This window comes from Aeromicrobium sp. JJY06 (genome assembly GCF_044069275.1).
Taxonomy (GTDB): Bacteria; Actinomycetota; Actinomycetes; order Propionibacteriales; family Nocardioidaceae; genus Aeromicrobium; species Aeromicrobium tamlense.
Genome location: NZ_JBIMRD010000002.1, coordinates 827,082 through 842,335 on the forward strand (window position 1 = coordinate 827,082; position 15,254 = coordinate 842,335).

At 72.4% G+C, this 15,254-nt stretch carries 16 protein-coding genes and 1 riboswitch; of the genes, 7 read left to right on the forward strand and 9 right to left on the reverse strand.

Going from position 1 to position 15,254, the window contains the following annotated elements; all coding sequences use genetic code 11:
• Positions 1-15: 15 nt before the first annotated feature.
• Complete coding sequence (locus ACGWYL_RS15545) at positions 16-396, reverse strand: DUF3040 domain-containing protein (RefSeq protein ID WP_179424095.1); 381 nt, start codon at positions 394-396, stop codon at positions 16-18.
• 13 nt (positions 397-409) lie between these two features.
• Complete coding sequence (locus ACGWYL_RS15550; protein WP_179424094.1) at positions 410-1,159, reverse strand: bifunctional 2-polyprenyl-6-hydroxyphenol methylase/3-demethylubiquinol 3-O-methyltransferase UbiG; 750 nt, start codon at positions 1,157-1,159, stop codon at positions 410-412.
• Positions 1,160-1,213: 54 nt separating this feature from the next.
• Between ACGWYL_RS15550 and ACGWYL_RS15555 the strand changes: the two genes are divergently transcribed.
• Positions 1,214-1,789, forward strand: a complete 576-nt coding sequence (locus ACGWYL_RS15555) for a DUF4126 domain-containing protein (protein WP_179424093.1) — start codon at positions 1,214-1,216, stop codon at positions 1,787-1,789.
• Positions 1,790-1,791: 2 nt separating this feature from the next.
• On the forward strand, positions 1,792-2,967 hold the full coding sequence (locus tag ACGWYL_RS15560; protein WP_395487638.1) for an FAD-dependent oxidoreductase: 1,176 nt from the start codon (positions 1,792-1,794) through the stop codon (positions 2,965-2,967).
• Positions 2,968-3,054: 87 nt separating this feature from the next.
• On the opposite strand, the gene metF is transcribed toward ACGWYL_RS15560, so the two are convergent.
• Complete coding sequence (gene metF, locus ACGWYL_RS15565) at positions 3,055-3,963, reverse strand: methylenetetrahydrofolate reductase [NAD(P)H] (RefSeq protein ID WP_179424091.1); 909 nt, start codon at positions 3,961-3,963, stop codon at positions 3,055-3,057.
• Positions 3,964-3,987: 24 nt separating this feature from the next.
• Between metF and ACGWYL_RS15570 the strand changes: the two genes are divergently transcribed.
• Together ACGWYL_RS15570 and pknB are read left to right on the forward strand one after the other, a co-directional pair.
• Positions 3,988-5,016 (forward strand): polyprenyl synthetase family protein, encoded by a 1,029-nt coding sequence (locus ACGWYL_RS15570; RefSeq protein ID WP_395487639.1) that lies wholly within the window; start codon positions 3,988-3,990, stop codon positions 5,014-5,016.
• Positions 5,017-5,078: 62 nt separating this feature from the next.
• Positions 5,079-7,055, forward strand: coding sequence for a Stk1 family PASTA domain-containing Ser/Thr kinase (pknB, locus tag ACGWYL_RS15575; RefSeq protein WP_179424089.1), 1,977 nt, complete (start codon positions 5,079-5,081; stop codon positions 7,053-7,055).
• Positions 7,056-7,088: 33 nt separating this feature from the next.
• On the opposite strand, the gene ACGWYL_RS15580 is transcribed toward pknB, so the two are convergent.
• Positions 7,089-8,426 (reverse strand): class II 3-deoxy-7-phosphoheptulonate synthase, encoded by a 1,338-nt coding sequence (locus ACGWYL_RS15580; protein ID WP_395487640.1) that lies wholly within the window; start codon positions 8,424-8,426, stop codon positions 7,089-7,091.
• A 64-nt stretch (positions 8,427-8,490) separates the two neighbouring features.
• Entirely contained in the window at positions 8,491-9,282 is a 792-nt protein-coding gene (locus ACGWYL_RS15585) for a 1-acyl-sn-glycerol-3-phosphate acyltransferase (RefSeq protein ID WP_179424087.1), read from the reverse strand.
• A gap of 16 nt (positions 9,283-9,298) precedes the next feature.
• Between ACGWYL_RS15585 and ACGWYL_RS15590 the strand changes: the two genes are divergently transcribed.
• Both ACGWYL_RS15590 and ACGWYL_RS15595 read left to right on the forward strand, forming a co-directional pair.
• The gene (locus tag ACGWYL_RS15590; protein WP_269302643.1) at positions 9,299-10,078 is read left to right on the forward strand and encodes a carboxylesterase; all 780 of its coding nucleotides are present in this window, start codon (positions 9,299-9,301) and stop codon (positions 10,076-10,078) included.
• Between the two features lie 28 nt (positions 10,079-10,106).
• A complete protein-coding gene (locus tag ACGWYL_RS15595) occupies positions 10,107-10,529 on the forward strand; it encodes a hypothetical protein (RefSeq protein WP_395487641.1) in 423 nt (140 codons plus the stop codon).
• Here the strand turns inward: ACGWYL_RS15595 and ACGWYL_RS15600 are convergent.
• Together ACGWYL_RS15600 and ACGWYL_RS15605 are read right to left on the reverse strand one after the other, a co-directional pair.
• Positions 10,432-11,469 carry an ROK family glucokinase gene (locus tag ACGWYL_RS15600; protein ID WP_395487642.1) on the reverse strand — a complete coding sequence of 346 codons (1,038 nt, stop codon included), beginning with the start codon at positions 11,467-11,469 and terminating at the stop codon, positions 10,432-10,434. The genes ACGWYL_RS15595 and ACGWYL_RS15600 overlap by 98 nt on opposite strands.
• Entirely contained in the window at positions 11,462-11,911 is a 450-nt protein-coding gene (locus ACGWYL_RS15605) for an SRPBCC family protein (protein WP_395487643.1), read from the reverse strand. Before ACGWYL_RS15605 ends, ACGWYL_RS15600 begins: the two co-directional genes overlap by 8 nt.
• A 72-nt stretch (positions 11,912-11,983) precedes the next feature.
• Between ACGWYL_RS15605 and ACGWYL_RS15610 the strand changes: the two genes are divergently transcribed.
• The gene (locus tag ACGWYL_RS15610) at positions 11,984-13,726 is read left to right on the forward strand and encodes an AMP-dependent synthetase/ligase (protein ID WP_395487644.1); all 1,743 of its coding nucleotides are present in this window, start codon (positions 11,984-11,986) and stop codon (positions 13,724-13,726) included.
• A 61-nt stretch (positions 13,727-13,787) separates the two neighbouring features.
• On the opposite strand, the gene ACGWYL_RS15615 is transcribed toward ACGWYL_RS15610, so the two are convergent.
• Positions 13,788-14,744, reverse strand: coding sequence for an NlpC/P60 family protein (locus ACGWYL_RS15615; protein WP_395487645.1), 957 nt, complete (start codon positions 14,742-14,744; stop codon positions 13,788-13,790).
• Between the two features lie 10 nt (positions 14,745-14,754).
• Positions 14,755-14,902: riboswitch (cyclic di-AMP (ydaO/yuaA leader) on the reverse strand.
• A gap of 42 nt (positions 14,903-14,944) precedes the next feature.
• On the reverse strand, positions 14,945-15,181 hold the full coding sequence (locus ACGWYL_RS15620; RefSeq protein ID WP_179424082.1) for a hypothetical protein: 237 nt from the start codon (positions 15,179-15,181) through the stop codon (positions 14,945-14,947).
• Positions 15,182-15,254: the final 73 nt, after the last annotated feature.

Sequence of the window (15,254 nt, forward strand, 5' to 3'; positions counted from 1 at the left end):
GGCGCGGTGGAGCGATCAGATGCCGTCGTCCTGACGGCGCTGCCAGCGCTCCTCCATGCGCTCGACGAACGAGCCGGAGCCCTTCGGCGAGCTGGGCGCGGGGCCGCTGGGCTCCTGGGCGCCGCTGATCCCGCGTCGCCAGGCACGGACGAAGAAGTAGGCGGCCGCCACCATGGCGACGAAGCCGAGTGCGCCGACCCAGGTCATCTTGGACACGGCTCCGCCCAGCAGCATGGCGATGCCGGCGAGGAAGCCCACGACACAGATGGCCGCGACACGACGGTTGTGCGCGATCAACTTGGAGCCGCGCAGCGTGGACGCGAACTCGGGATCCTCTGCGGCCAGCGACTGCTCCAACTGGGCGAGCAGCCGGGCCTCTTCGTCCGACAGTGGCACGGTGACTCCTTGGTCAGGGGTGTGAGGTCGATTCTAGGCGGGCCATGGTCTGCAAACCAGCCGAACGTCCAGCGAACTGCGGAATCCGGCGGATCGAGCGCTCGAGGGCGAAGAGCTCCTCGCGGGCACCGGCCGATCCGTCGACCACGACCCCCGGCACGTCGTCGCTCAGGGCCCGCACGCCCTGGCTCAGGACCGGGGTCAGTCCGTGGTCGACGAGCAGGTCCTCGAGCTCCTCGGCGAACCAGCGTCGCGGGCCGAGCCCTGCGAGGTCCCACGAGGCGTCGGGAGCGGCCTCGACGAGGGCGGTGGCACCGGCGAAGTCGCCCGCCGCGGCTCGCGCCGCGACCGCCGCGACGCGGCCGGGGACGATCACGCTCAGCCAGCCGCCGGGGCGCAGCACCTCGCGCGCCGCGGCCACGGCCTGGCCGGGATCGTCGACGTGCTCCAGCACGCCGTGACAGATCACGACGTCGACACTGGCGGCCGCGACGTGCTCCGCCAGGTCGGCGGAGTCGCCGAGTCGGCCCTCGACCTCGACGCCGGCCTCGGCTGCGCGGCGGGCGGAGGCGGCCAGGGCGTCAGGGCTGGGATCGACCACGACGACGCGATGACCGAGCGCGGCGACGCGCACGGCGTCCGAGCCGGTGCCGCCACCGAGGTCGAGCACGTCGAGGGATCCGGAGCCGTCAGGGGCCGCGCCGGCCTGCACCAGCGCGTCGAGCACGGACTGCCACGCCAGCACGCCACGGATCGGACCCATGACGTCACCTTCCCACAGGGGAGGTGGCGCAGCGCCTCGCGGTACGGTCGCGGCATGGATCTGGCGGCCCTCGTCTTCGCCACGGGATGGGCCAGCGGCGTCAACGCCTGGGCCACCGTGGCGGTGCTCGGGATCGTGGCGCGCGCCGGCGGCTCGGAGTGGGTGCCGGCCGGATTCGGCGACTGGTGGGTCATCGGGCTGAGCCTGGGCATGTTCGCGATCGAGTTTGTCGTGGACAAGGTGCCGTGGCTCGACTCGGCCTGGGACGGCGTCTCCACGGTCGTCCGTCCGGCGATCGGCGCGGTCGTGGCGTGGAAGCTGGCCGAGCACGGCGGCACGCTCGACCCGGCGCTGCTCGCGGCGCTCGGTGGCGGCACCGCGCTGGCCTCCCACGGCGTGAAGGCGGGCGTGCGCGCGGCGGCGAACACCTCCCCCGAGCCGTTCTCCAACGCCGCGCTGAGCACCGGCGAGGACCTGAGCGTCGTGGCCGTCGTGCTGCTGGCGCTCGCGCACCCGTGGGTCGCCCTCGTCGTCACGGCGGTCGCGCTGGTCCTCGGCGTCTCCCTCTTCCTGTGGCTGTGGCGCGCGATCAGGCGCTCCCGCGCCCGGCGGCGCGAGCGGAGGGGCTGAGCGTGGCCCGGATCATCGTCGTCGGCAGCGGCTTCGCCGGACTGTCCGCCGCCGCCCGGCTGGCGAAGCTGCGGCACCAGGTCACCGTGCTCGAGCGCGACGGCGAGGCGGGCGGGCTGCTGCTCGGCCGCCCGATCGGCGGCGCCCGGTGGGCCGCCGGGCCCGACGGCGTGACCCTGCCCGGCGTCTTCCGCGATCTCTTCCGCAAGTCCGGCCGACCGATGGACGCCCTCATCGCGATCTCCCCCGCGGGACCGCGCCGTCACGTCGTGGCCGGCCGCTGGCCCGGCCGGGGCCTCGAGCTCGACCTGCCCTTCGGTACCCGGGGCGCCCAGCACGACGCGGTGACCACGGCGCTCGGCTCGGACCTTTGGTCACCGTGGGTGGACGAGCTCGCCGACCCGTGGGACGCCGTCCGCCGCACCGTGTTCGAGGTGGCGCACCCGTTCGGCGCGCCCGCCCCGGAGGTGCCGCTCGCGGACGTCTCCCTCGAGCGGCTGGTCCGTCCCGTGCGCGACGCACGGCTGCGTCGCGTGGGTGCCGAGCTCGGGTGGGTCGACCAATCGGGCCCGTCGGTGCTGGCGGTCTGGCACTACGTCGAGCGCAACTTCGGCCGGTGGCGGTTCGACGGCGGCAGCGCCGGACTCGCGGCCGCGCTGCTGAAGCGGCTCGGTGAGCGACGGGTCACCGTCGAGACCGGCGTCGAGGTGGTCGAGCCCGCGGCGGCCTCCGGTGTCGTCGACGGCGTCGTGCTCGCCGACGGATCCGTGCGCGAGGCCGACCTGGTCGTGTGGGCCGCCGGCTCCGAGACCTCCGGCGCGCGCACCCTCACCGCCGTGCGGCTCGACGGGGCCGTGGCGGCCGACGACCTCGTCGTGCACGGTCGCGACGTGGTGCGCGGCTGGCGCTCGGGCGACGACGGCTGGGTGCTCGAGGCGCCGACCGGCACGGACCCGCTCGAGGTGCTCGCCCGGCACGGCCACGACCTGCGTCCCCACGTGACACGGCGCGAGAGCGTGCCCGCTCCCCCGGCCGTCTCCGACCTGCCCCTCCCGGCCCGCAGCCCGCGCGAGGGCCTGTGGCTCGTCGGCGCGGCGGCCGCGCCCGGCGCCGGCCTCGAGATCACCGGCATGGGCACCGCCGCCCTGGCGGCCCACCTCGGCGCCGTGCCGCGCTAGGTGTGGATTCCCCGGTCAACCGGGGAATCCGTCACCTTGCGGGGAGAACTTCCCCCGCATCGTGACGGGAAACCCCGCTCGGTCGGCTCAGACGAGGCCGTCGGCGCGGAGCTGCTCGAAGATCTCGCGCGTCGCGGGCGAGCGGTTGAGCGTCATGAAGTGCAGTCCGGGGGCGCCGCCGGCGAGCAGATCGCGGCACAGCTGGGTGGCCAGCTCGATGCCCTTGGCGCGCACGGCGGCGCGGTCGTCGGCGATCGGCTCGATCTGGTCGAGCACCTCGCGCGGCATGTCGGCGCCGGAGAGCTCGGCCATGCGGGCCACCTGGCCGAAGTTCAGGATCGGCATGATGCCCGGCACGATCGGCAGGTCGCAGCCGCGGTCGCGCACGCGGCGGACGAGGCCGAAGTAGTCGTCGGCGCGGAAGAACAGCTGCGAGATCGCGAAGGACGCGCCGGCGCGGGACTTGGCCACGAGCACGTCGGCGTCCTCGTCGAGGCCGCCACAGTCGGGGTGACCCTCGGGGAACGCCGCCACGCCGACGGAGAGCCCGCCGACCTCGCGCACGAGGTCGACCAGCTCGATCGCGTGGCTCATGCCGTCGGGGTGCGGCTCCCACGGAGCGCGCGGGCCTCCGGCCGGATCGCCGCGCAGGGCCAGCACGTGCTGGACGCCCGCCGCGACGTACTGCTTGAGCACCGTCTCGATCTCGCCGCGGCTCTGCCCCACGAGCGTGAGGTGACCGACGGGCGGCATCGACGCCTCGCGGGCGATCCGCTCGGTGATCCGCACGGTGCGGTCCTGGCTGGTGCCGCCGGCGCCGTAGGTGACCGAGACGAACGTCGGCTCGAGCGGCGAGAGGTCGTCGATCGTGCGCCACAGCTGCGCCTCGCCCTCGTCGTCCTTCGGCGGGAAGAACTCGAACGACACGGCCGGCCGGTCCGAGGCGAGCGCCTGCAGGATCGGGTCGTGGGACGCGGCGTCGGGGGAAGCGGGCATGGTCCCAACGGTATCGTCACGGACGTGAACAGCCCGGCAGCCGATTCCACCTTTCGGACAGCTGTCGCTCGACAGCTGGACTCCTTCGTCGGCGAGCAGCGGCGACTGCTGACCGATCTCGATCCCGCGGTGGGCGACCTCGTCGACGCCGCCGTCGACTTCACCGCCGGTGGCAAGCTGCTCCGGCCCACCTTCTGCCACGCCGGCTGGCTCCTCGCCGGCGGCGCCCCCTCGGACGAGCGCATCGCCGCGGCGGGCGCGGCGTTCGAGTGGCTCCAGGGCAGCGCGCTGGTCCACGACGACCTGATGGACGGCTCCGACACCCGGCGCGGCCGCCCCAGCGTGCACCGCGACTTCGAGGCGCGGCACGTCGCGGCCGGCGGTCACGGCGAGGCCCACGAGTACGGGGCCCGCGTGGCGATCCTCGTCGGCGACCTCATGCTGTCGTGGGCCGACGAGCACCTGCGTCGAGCCCAGCCCGACGCCCGCGCCGCGCGACTGTGGGACGCGTGCAAGTCCGAGGTCGTCTCGGGCCAGTTCCTCGACGTCCTCGCGCAGACCCGCGACCGGCTCGACGTCGCCAGCGCGATGCACGTGATCCGCTTCAAGTCCGCCAAGTACACGATCGAGCGGCCCCTCCACGTGGGCGCGGCGCTGGCCGGCGGCGACGATGACCTGCTGGGCCGGCTGACCGAGGTCGCGCTGCCGCTCGGCGAGGCATTCCAGCTGCGCGACGACGTCCTGGGCGTCTTCGGCGACCCGGCCGACACCGGCAAGCCGATCGGCGACGACCTGCGCGAGGGCAAGCGCACCGTCCTGGTCGCCCGCACCGCTGACGCGGTCGGCCACGAGCGCGTCCTGGCGCTCCTCGGCACCGAGGAGGGCGTCGCCGAGCTGCACGACCTCATCGAGTCCAGCGGGGCCCTCGAGCAGGTCGAGGCCGACATCGACCGGCTCGTCGAGCAGTCGCTGCGCGCCATCGCCCGGATCGGCCCGTCGGCCGGTCCGGTGCTCGAGCCGCTGGTCGACGCGGCCATCCGACGCGTCCGCTGATCCGAGGGAGCACGGGTGCTGGGGGCCCAGCCCTTAGAATCGAGGTGTCCCAGGAGGCGAGCATGACGGTCACGGACGACGACGCACTGGTCGGGCGCACGCTCGACCAGCGTTACGTGATCCATGAGCGCATCGCCCGGGGCGGCATGGCGAGCGTCTTCCGCGCCACCGATCTGCGGCTCGACCGGATCGTCGCGGTCAAGATCATGCACCCCGACACCGACCTCGAGGACACCCCCGAGCGGTTCGTGCGCGAGGCCCAGTCGGCGGCGAAGCTCAACCACCGCGGCATCGTCTCGGTCTACGACCAGGGTGTCGACGGCGAGACGATCTACCTCGTCATGGAGTACGTCCCGGGTCGCACCCTGCGCGACGTGCTGCGCGAGGAGGCGCCGATGGCGCCACGGCGGGCGCTGTCCTACCTCGAGCCCGTGCTGATGGCGCTCTCGGCGGCCCACGACGCCGGCCTGATCCACCGCGACATCAAGCCCGAGAACGTGCTGATCTCCACCACCGGCGAGGTCAAGCTGGCCGACTTCGGGCTGGCCCGCGCGATCTCCAACGACTCGACCTTCGACGGCGTCCTCGTCGGCACCGTGTCCTACCTGGCGCCCGAGGTCATCACCCACCAGGGCGCCGACGCCCGCACCGACGTCTACGCGTGCGGCGCGATGCTCTTCGAGATGCTCACGGGCTCCAAGCCCCACACGGGCGACTCGCCGCTGGCCGTGGCCCACCAGCACGTCAACGAGGACGTCGCGCCGCCCTCCACGCTGCAGCCGGGCATCCCGCCCTACCTCGACGCTCTGGTGCGTCGCGCCATGACGCGCGACCGCGAGCGCCGCTCCCCCGACGCCCGCGTCCTGCTGCACCAGCTGCGCCAGGTCCAGCGCGCCCTGGCCGCCGGTCTCGCCGACGATCCCGAGCTGACGCAGGACCTGCTCCCGGGCTCGGGGCCCACGCCGGTCGTCGCGCCCGTCCTCGACGGCCCACCCGCGGACGTCGAGATGACCGCGCCGGTCACCTCGCTGTGGGACGTCGGCCAGGACCAGCCCACCACCGCCGTCACCGAGCCCACCACCACGTTCGGCGGTCCGGTCGCGCCTGCCGCGGTCGACCGTCCTTCCGAGGCCGAGCCCGCCCCGGCGGGCCGGCGTCGTCGCGGTCCGGTCCTGCTCCTCGTGGCGCTCGCCGCGCTGGCCGCCACCGCCCTGCTCGGCTGGTACCTGGCGATCGGCCGCTACGAGACCGTGCCGAACCTCGTCTCGCTCGACCAGGCCGAGGCCGTCAAGACCGCCGAGGCCGCCGGCTTCACCACCGAGCTGGGCGAGCCCGCCTTCTCCGAGGTCGTCGAGAAGGGCGCCGTGGTCTCGTCCGACCCCGACGCCGGGTCGCGTGCCCTGCCCGACGACGTCATCACGCTCGTCGTCAGCAAGGGCAAGGAGCGCTACGAGATCCCGAACATCCAGGGCCGCTCCGTGTCCGAGGCCGAGACCATCCTGGGCTCGCTGAACCTGCGCGTCGGCGAGGTCACCCAGGCCTTCAGCGACAAGGTCCCCACCGACGGGATCATCAAGTCCTCGAGCCACAAGGTCGGCGACCAGGTGAAGCGCGACACCGCCGTCGACCTCGTCGTCAGCAAGGGCCCCAAGCCCATCACGATCACCGACTACACCGGCCAGGCGGCCGACGACGCCTCCGCCGCCCTCGAGGACGCCGGCTTCGTCGTCCGCGAGGTCGAGCAGTTCAGCGACAGCGTCAAGAAGGGCGTGGTCATCTCGCAGACCCCGTCGGCAGGCACTGGGGTGCGCGGCGACACGATTGCGCTCACGGTCTCCAAGGGACCCGAGCTCGTCGCGGTGCCCGACCTGCGCGGCATGACCGAGGACGAGGCCCGCGCGGCCGTCACCGCGCTCGGCCTGAAGCTGAACGCCGCGAAGAACCCGTTCTCGGGCGACGACGCCCGCGTCCAGTACCAGATGACGACCGTGGGCAAGAAGGTCAAGCCCGGCTCGACCGTCACCGTGTTCCTCTCCTGACCTCGCGCCGGGGCGCGAGGTCAGGAGCGAGGATCAGGAGCGGCCGGCGAGCATCTCGGCGACGAGGAAGGCCAGCTCCAGCGACTGCGCCCGGTTCAGGCGCGGGTCGCACAGCGTCTCGTAGCGGTGCTCCAGGTCCTGGGCCGACAGGCGCATGCCGCCGCCGAGGCACTCGGTGACGTCGTCGCCGGTGAGCTCGACGTGCAGGCCGCCGGGCCACGTGCCGAGGGCGCGGTGGACCTCGAAGAAGCCCCGGACCTCGTCGATGACGGCGTCGAACTCACGCGTCTTGTAGCCGTTGTCGGTGGCGAACGTGTTGCCGTGCATGGGATCGGTGACCCACGCGACCTGCGCGCCCGCGGCCGTGACCTTCTCCACGAGCGTGGGCAGCAGGTCACGGATCTTCTCGGCGCCGAAGCGGGTGATGAACGTGATCTTGCCCGGCACGTGGTCGGGGTTGAGCTTCTCGTAGAGCGCGAGCGCGTCGTCGGCCGTGCTGGTAGGACCGAGCTTCACGCCGATCGGGTTGGCGATGCGGCTCAGCAGCTCGACGTGGGCGCCGTCCAGCTGGCGCGTGCGCTCGCCGATCCACACGAAGTGGCCCGAGACGTCGTACGGGCGGTCGGTGCGCGAGTCGATGCGCGTCAGCGCGTGCTCGTACTCCAGCACGAGGGCCTCGTGGGAGGAGTAGAAGTCCACGGTGTGCAGCTCGTCGGGATCGGCGCCGATGGCCTCCATGAAGGCCAGGGCGCGGTCGATCTCGTCGCCGATGCGCTCGTAGCGCTCGCGCACGGGGCTGTTGCGCACGAAGTCCGTGTTCCACGAGTGCATCTGGCGCAGGTCGGCGTAGCCGCCGGTGGTGAAGGCGCGCGCGAGGTTCAGCGTGGCGCTCGAGGCGTGGTAGACGTCGAGCAGGCGCTGCGGATCGGGGTGACGCGCCTCGGGGGTGAAGTCGAACCCGTTGACCGCGTCGCCGCGGTAGGCCGGCAGCGTGACGCCGTCGCGCGTCTCGGTGTCGCTCGAGCGCGGCTTGGCGTACTGGCCGGCCAGGCGGCCGACCTTCACGACCGGGACGCTCGCGGCGTAGGTCAGGACGACGGCCATCGACAGCAGCACGCGCAGCTTGTTGCGCACGTTCTCGGCGGTGACGCCCTCGAACGTCTCGGCGCAGTCGCCGCCCTGGAGCAGAAAGGCCTCGCCGCGTGCCACGGCCGCCATCTTGTCGCGCAGCGAGTCGCACTCGCCCGCAAAGACCAGCGGGGGCATCTTCCGCAGCTTCTCGACGGCGGCGTCGCGCGCATCGAGATCGGGGTACGTGGGCTGCTGCGCAGCACCGATCGCACGCAGTTCTTCAAGGCTGGGAATGCTCACCAAGAAAGGATACGCGACCGGTTCCCGCGCCCCCGACGACGTCCGCATGCAGGACGGGACAGCCCTACTCGGCGATCTCCTCCCAGACCTCGTCGGCCTCGGCGCGGTCGCGCTCCTTGGCGGCCTGGCGCTCCAGCTCCTTGTCGCGCTTCTTCGCGTCGGGCGCGTAGAGGTCGACGTACTCCTGGCCCGAGAGGTTCATGATCTCGTAGAGGATCTCGTCGGTGATCGCGCGCAGGATGTAGCGGTCGTCCTGCATGCCCTCGTAGCGGCTGAAGTCCAGCGGCTTGCCGAAGCGCACCCCGGGCCGGGCGTAGCGCCCCACGATCTTCCCGGGAGGCGCGACGACGTCGGTGTTGATGACGGCGACGGGGATGACCGGGACCTTGGCCTCGAGGGCGAGGCGGGCCACGCCGGTGCGGCCGCGGTAGAGCTTGCCGTCGTGCGACCGGGTGCCCTCGGGGTAGATGCCGCAGACCTCGCCCTCGGCGAGCAGGCGCAGCTGGGTGCGGATCGCGCCGGCGGCGGCGCTGCCGCTGCTGCGGTCGATCGGTACCTGGCCCGAGCCGGAGAAGAAGGAGCGCTGCAGGAAGCCCTTGAGACCGGTGCCCTCGAAGTACTCGGCCTTGGCCACGAAGGTGACGCGGCGCGGGATCACCAGCGGCATGAACAGCCAGTCGCTGTACGACAGGTGGTTGCTGGCCAGGATCACCGCGCCCTCGCGCGGGACGTTCTCGGTGCCCTCGGCCCACGGCCTGAAGATCAGCTTGAGCACCGGACCCAGAGCCAGGAACTTGAGGAACCAGTAGAACACGCACGAGACATTACCGCGCCGCTGTCCGACCGGACGTGACATGGGGCACCATGGCGTCATGTCCGAGTCCCTCGCCCCCGGCACGTCACCCGTCCGTCCCGGTGCCGAAGCGTTCTTCTCCCCCGGCGGCCGTGTGGGCGTCCTGCTGAGCCACGGCTTCACCGGCTCGCCCGCCTCGATGACGCCGTGGGGCCGGCTGCTGGCCGAGGCCGGACACACGGTGTCGGTGCCGCGGCTGCCCGGGCACGGCACCACGTGGCAGGAGATGAACACGACGACGTGGCGTGACTGGTACGGCGAGGTCGACACCGCGCTGACCGACCTGCGCGAGCAGTGCGACTGGGTGGCGGTGTGCGGGCTGTCGATGGGTGGCGCGCTGGCGCTGCGGCTGGCCGAGCAGCGACCCGACGAGGTCGACGCGCTCGTGCTGGTGAACCCCGCGATCGCGCTCAAACGTCTCGACCTCAAGCTGGTGCCCCTGCTGAGCCGCGTGCTGCCGTCGATCGGCGGCGTGTCCAACGACATCAAGAAGCCGGGCCAGGACGAGATCGCCTACAGCCGCACGCCGCTGAAGGCGCTCGCCTCGCAGCTGCAGCTGTGGCGCGACGTGCGCGAGAACCTCGACCGCGTCACCGCTCCCCTGCTGGTGTTCCGGTCCGCCGACGACCACGTGGTCGACGAGACCACCGTCGGCCTGGTCATGGAGGGCGTCTCCTCCGGCGAGCGCGAGCTGGTCGAGCTGAACGACAGCTTCCACGTCGCGACGCTCGATCACGATGCGGAGTTCATCATGGAGAGGTCGGCACAGTTCATCGCCGACCACGCGCCCGGCGCGTGAGCCGCTCCACCGTCCCGAGGAGGTCGCCATGACCGACCCCGCATCACCGCGCGACGACTTCGACCGGATCGTCGAAGGCCTCGAGCTCGACCTCAGCGGACTCGACGACTTCGACCGCTCGGCCGCGCGGGCCGCCGCGGCCCGCGAGCGCGAGGAGCTCGAGGAGGAGCAGCGGCGCGCCGCCGAGCCCGAGGAGCAGGACGACCAGTTCTACCGCGACGTCGGTCCGGCGGACCTGCCCACCGACAAGCGCACCAAGACGGCCTGGCTCGTCATCATCGGCGGCCCGGCACTGCTGATCCTGGCGCGCCTCGCCGACATGACCCCGCCGCCCGTGCTCGTGGCGGCCGTGGTCATCGCCGCGGTCTGCGCCGTCGCCTACCTGATCGCGCGACTGCCGGACCGCGGACCGAGTAACCCGGACTGGCCGGACGACGGCGCCGCGCTCTGAGCCGGGCGAGGTCGGCCGCCCCGACGAGGCCGGCGTCGTTGCCCAGGTGGGCCGCGACGATGCGCGCCTCGGAACGGTAGCCGCGTCCCGTCAGGTGGTCGTGGAAGGCGAACCGGGCCGGCCGCAGCAGCGTCTCGCCAGTCTGGCTGACGCCGCCGCCGATGACGAAGATCGCGGGGTCCAGCGAGGCCGCCAGGTTGGCCAGCCCGATGCCCAGCCAGCGGCCGACGTCGCCGACCCAGGCCTGGGCCTCCTCGTGGCCGTCGGACGACAGGCGTCCGACCGTGGCGCCGTCGACGCGGTCGGCTCCCCCGGCCGCCTCGACCAGGGCCCGGCCGATGTCCGATCCCTCGGCCACCGCGGCCTGCGCCCGGCGCTCGAGGACACGGCCACTGGCGTACTGCTCCCAGCACCCCCGGTTGCCGCACTCGCAGGGGCGGCCTTCATCGACGACCCGCTGGTGGCCGAACTCGCCGGCCATGCCGGAGTGGCCGCGGTAGAGCTTGCCGTCGAGCACCATCGCGCCGCCGATGCCCGTGCCGAGGTTCACCAGGACGACGTCGGGCAGGTTCTGCGCCGCGCCGAAGCGCCACTCGGCCCAGCCGGCGGCGTTCGCGTCGTTGTCCACCAGGACCGGCAGGCCCGTGCGGCGGACCACTGCGTCGCGCAGCGGCTCGTTGCGCCACGCCAGGTGCGGCGAGAACACGACGGTGGAGCCCGTGACGTCGACGTAGCCGGCCGCGCCCACGCCGACGGCGCGGACGACGTACTGGTCGCGGAACTCCTCGACCAGGTCGGCGATCGCGTCGAGCACGGCGGACGGGTCGGTGCTGGGAGTGGCGCGACGCGACCGCGCCAGGATCCGGCCGTCCTCGTCGACGACGCCCCCGGCGATCTTCGTGCCGCCGACGTCGATCCCGACGGCGAGGCGCTCAGCCACCGGCGTGGCTCTCGACGCGGCGCTTGAGTCCCTTGAGCGCCGTGTCGACGATGACCTTCTCCGCCTTGCGCTTGAGCATGCCCAGCAGCGGCAGCTTCAGGTCGACCGCCAGCTGGTAGGTGACGCGGGTCTTGTCGTCGGCCACCGAGTCCAGCGAGTAGGAGCCGTCCATGCCCGACAGCATCGTCTCGTCGGCGGGCACCAGGCTCCAGGTGACGAGCCGCTCGTCGCGCCAGTCGTAGCGCAGCGTGAACGTGTCGCGGATGGGGGCGGAGTCCACCACGAAGCGGACATCGAGCGGACGCCCCGCGTCGTCGGTGGCCAGCACCGTGACCTCGCGCATTCCGGTGGCCCAATCGGGGTAGTCGTCGAACGCGGCGATGACCGACATCACATCCCCGGCCGGAGCCTCGATCACGATGTCGCTGACCGTGCGCGCCATGTCCACCTCCTCGACTGGCGACCAGCCTATCGGCGCAGAGGCACCGCGTGGCGGGACGGTACGGTGCTGTCTGTGACCACGGAGAATTCGAACCCCGTCCCTGCCTCCTGGGGCACCCTGAGCCTCGACGTCCTGGACCGCCTCGACGCCCAGCGCGACCGCGTGTCGCTGCGCCGCGTCGTCGACGGCGAGTGGATCGACGTCACGCTGGGCCAGTTCCACGAGCAGGTGACCGCGGCGGCCAAGGGCCTGCTGGCCGGTGGCGTCGGCCACGGCGACCGCGTGGCCCTGCTGGCCAAGACGCGCTACGAGTGGACCGTCCTCGACTACGCCAACTGGTGGATCGGCGCCGTCACCGTGCCGATCTACGAGACCTCGTCCGCGCCGCAGATCGCCTGGATCCTCGCCGACTCCGGCGCGACCCACATCTTCTACGAGAACGACGAGCACCGCGCCCGCATCGACGAGGCCCGACCCGAGGCGCCCGAGCTCGTCTCCAGCCGTCCCATCGAGGACGTGCTGACGCTGCTCGCCGCCGAGGGCGCCGCGATCGACGACGAGACGCTCGAGGCCCGCCGCGCCGCCGTGGTCGAGGGTGACCTCGCGACGCTGATCTACACGTCCGGCACCACCGGCCGCCCCAAGGGCTGCGAGCTCACGCACGCCAACTTCCGCGCCGAGCTGTGGGGCGCCAACGAGCGCCTCGAGGTGATGTTCGCCCCCGACGACGCGGCCACCCTGCTGTTCCTGCCGCTCGCGCACGTGTTCGCGCGCATCGTCCAGGTCGGCGCGATCCGCTACGGCTCGGTGCTGGGCCACACCGCCGACATCGCCAACCTCGTCGAGCACCTGGGCCAGTTCAAGCCCACGTTCGTGCTCGCCGTCCCGCGCGTGTTCGAGAAGGTCTTCAACAGCGCCAGCACGAAGGCGTACGCCGAGGGCAAGGGCAAGATCTTCGACGCGGCCGTCCGCACCGCCATCGCCTACAGCCGCGCCACCGAGTCCGGCAAGGCGTCGCTCGCGCTGCGGGCCAAGCACGGGCTCTACAGCAAGCTCGTCTACGGCAAGCTGCGCGACGCCCTGGGCGGTCGCGCCACGCACGCGATCTCCGGCGGCGCGCCCCTCGGCGACCGTCTCGGCCACTTCTACCGCGGCGTCGGCCTCAACGTGTTCGAGGGCTACGGCCTCACCGAGACCACCGCGGCCCTCACCGTGAACCACCCCGGCGCCCAGCGCATCGGCACCGTCGGCCCGCCCCTGCCGGGCGTCGAGGTCCGCACCGGCGACGACGGCGAGCTGCAGTTCCGCGGCCCGCAGGTGTTCCAGGGCTACTGGAACGCCGAGGGCGCCACGCGCGACGTGCTCACCGAGGACGGCTGGTTCTCCACCGGCGACCTGGGCGAGGTCACCGAGGACGGGTTCGTCCGCATCACGGGCCGCAAGAAGGAGCTCATCGTCACCGCGGGCGGCAAGAACGTCTCCCCCGCGATCCTCGAGGACCGCGTCCGCGCGCACCCGCTGGTCAGCCAGTGCCTGGTCGTCGGCGAGGCCAAGCCCTTCGTCGCCGCACTCGTCACGATCGACACCGAGGCGTGGGAGGGCGACCTGGACGACCCCGAGCTGCTCGCCGAGGTCCAGAAGGCGATCGACGACGCCAACGCGCAGGTCTCGCGCGCCGAGGCGATCCGCAAGTTCGTGATCGTCGAGGACGACTGGACCGAGGAGAACGGCTACCTGACGCCCTCGTTCAAGGTGAAGCGCCACATGGTGGTGCGCGACCTGCACGACACGATCGAGGCGCTCTACGTGCGCTGATCACCCCGAGCACGAGAACGGCCCCCGGCATCGCCGGGGGCCGTTCTGCGTGGAGCCTGGGTCAGGAGACGCGCGCGTAGACGCCGAAGCCGGACGAGAGGCTGGTGATCTCGACGCTCTTGCCGGGGCGCGGCGCGTGGATGACCTTGCCGTCGCCGAGGTAGATGCCGATGTGCGACATGCTCGGGTAGGCGACGAGGTCGCCGGGCGCCAGCTCACCGGCCGAGATCTTGCGACCGGCCGACATCTGCGGGCCGACGACGCGCGGCAGCGAGACGCCCGCGGCGGCGTAGGCCTTCTGCACGAGGCCCGAGCAGTCCCAGCTGTCCGGCCCCGTGCCACCGTAGACGTAGGGGTCGCCGAGCTGGTTCATGGCGAAGGCGATGGCCTTCTTGGCCGCACCGGCGCCGGCGTTGCGGACGGCGGTGACGTCGCCGGCGTTCATCTGCGACTGCTGCGCGGCCGACAGGAGGGCGAAGTCGGACTTGGCCTTCTGGTAGGACTCGGTCAGCTTCTTCTTGGTCTTCTCGGCCTTCTCCAGCTTGCCGTCGAGCTCGCGCTGGTGCTCGGCCAGCTGCGCCTGGCGCTTCTCCAGCTCGACGCGGGTGCGCGTGAACGACTCGAGCGCGTCGGCGCGGGTGGTGTTGAGCGCGTCGATGGCGCTGAGGCCCTCGATGAACAGGTCGGGGTCCTGGCTGCCGAGCAGGCCGACCGTCGGGCCGAGCGGCTGCTCGAGCTGCTGCTGCACGATGTCGGCGCCCAGCTCGTCGCGCTGGACGCGGTAGACCTTGCGGATCGTGCGGATCTCGGAGCCGACCTCGTCGATGCGCCCGTCCAGGTCCTCGGCGTCGGCCGTCAGCTGGTTGAGCGTCTCGTTGGCGGCCTCGGCGCGGTCGAAGGCCTTCTCGACGTCGGCCTCGGTCACCTCGGGATCGGCGTTGGCCGGGGAGACGGCGATGAACGTGCCGGCCACGAAGGCCGACGCGGCCACGGAGGCCGCTGCGGTGCGAAAGCGCACGAAAGAATCTCCTGCTGTACCTCGACGCCTACCAGGTGAGCTGACGGATTCGGGCCTCGGTCTTGCCCTACGACCGGCGGGCCGGTCGATTCACCCCACGTACTTGTTTCCCCGGTTCGGCGGCCGCGAGCGGCCGGACGATTTGGCGGTGCCGCCGTCGGCGACACAAGACGCAACAGTAGTTCGCCCGTCCCAGCCGATCAACCTGCGTCGAGGTGTGTCTGGGGATCGGACAGGCCCACGACGAGGCGCAGCGGGGGCACCAGGCCGGTGGCGGCGAGCGTGTCGAGGGCGGCGCGTTCGTCGGCGTCGAAGGCGACGTCGTCGGGCGGTCCGAGCAGGACCGAGACGACGCAGTCGCCGCACACCGCGGGGCAGCGGACGAGGCAGCTGTCGCAGTCGACGACGACCGGTGCCGTGGGTTCCATCTCGTTCATGGCCGCGACGCTAGGTGTGACATCCGACAATTTCGGTCCGCGGCGGCGCCTGCCCGGATTCGTCGGACCGGCG

What these genes read in the sequence shown, in the direction of transcription:
- ACGWYL_RS15550 (WP_179424094.1), bottom strand. Translation starts at nt 1,159, where the DNA reads ATGGGTCCGATCCGTGGCGTGCTGGCGTGGCAGTCCGTGCTCGACGCG.
- ACGWYL_RS15555 (WP_179424093.1), top strand. Translation starts at nt 1,214, where the DNA reads ATGGATCTGGCGGCCCTCGTCTTCGCCACGGGATGGGCCAGCGGCGTC.
- metF (WP_179424091.1), bottom strand. Translation starts at nt 3,963, where the DNA reads ATGCCCGCTTCCCCCGACGCCGCGTCCCACGACCCGATCCTGCAGGCG.
- pknB (WP_179424089.1), top strand. Translation starts at nt 5,079, where the DNA reads ATGACGGTCACGGACGACGACGCACTGGTCGGGCGCACGCTCGACCAG.
- ACGWYL_RS15585 (WP_179424087.1), bottom strand. Translation starts at nt 9,282, where the DNA reads ATGTCACGTCCGGTCGGACAGCGGCGCGGTAATGTCTCGTGCGTGTTC.
- ACGWYL_RS15590 (WP_269302643.1), top strand. Translation starts at nt 9,299, where the DNA reads ATGTCCGAGTCCCTCGCCCCCGGCACGTCACCCGTCCGTCCCGGTGCC.
- ACGWYL_RS15595 (WP_395487641.1), top strand. Translation starts at nt 10,107, where the DNA reads ATGACCGACCCCGCATCACCGCGCGACGACTTCGACCGGATCGTCGAA.
- ACGWYL_RS15605 (WP_395487643.1), bottom strand. Translation starts at nt 11,911, where the DNA reads ATGGCGCGCACGGTCAGCGACATCGTGATCGAGGCTCCGGCCGGGGAT.
- ACGWYL_RS15620 (WP_179424082.1), bottom strand. Translation starts at nt 15,181, where the DNA reads ATGAACGAGATGGAACCCACGGCACCGGTCGTCGTCGACTGCGACAGC.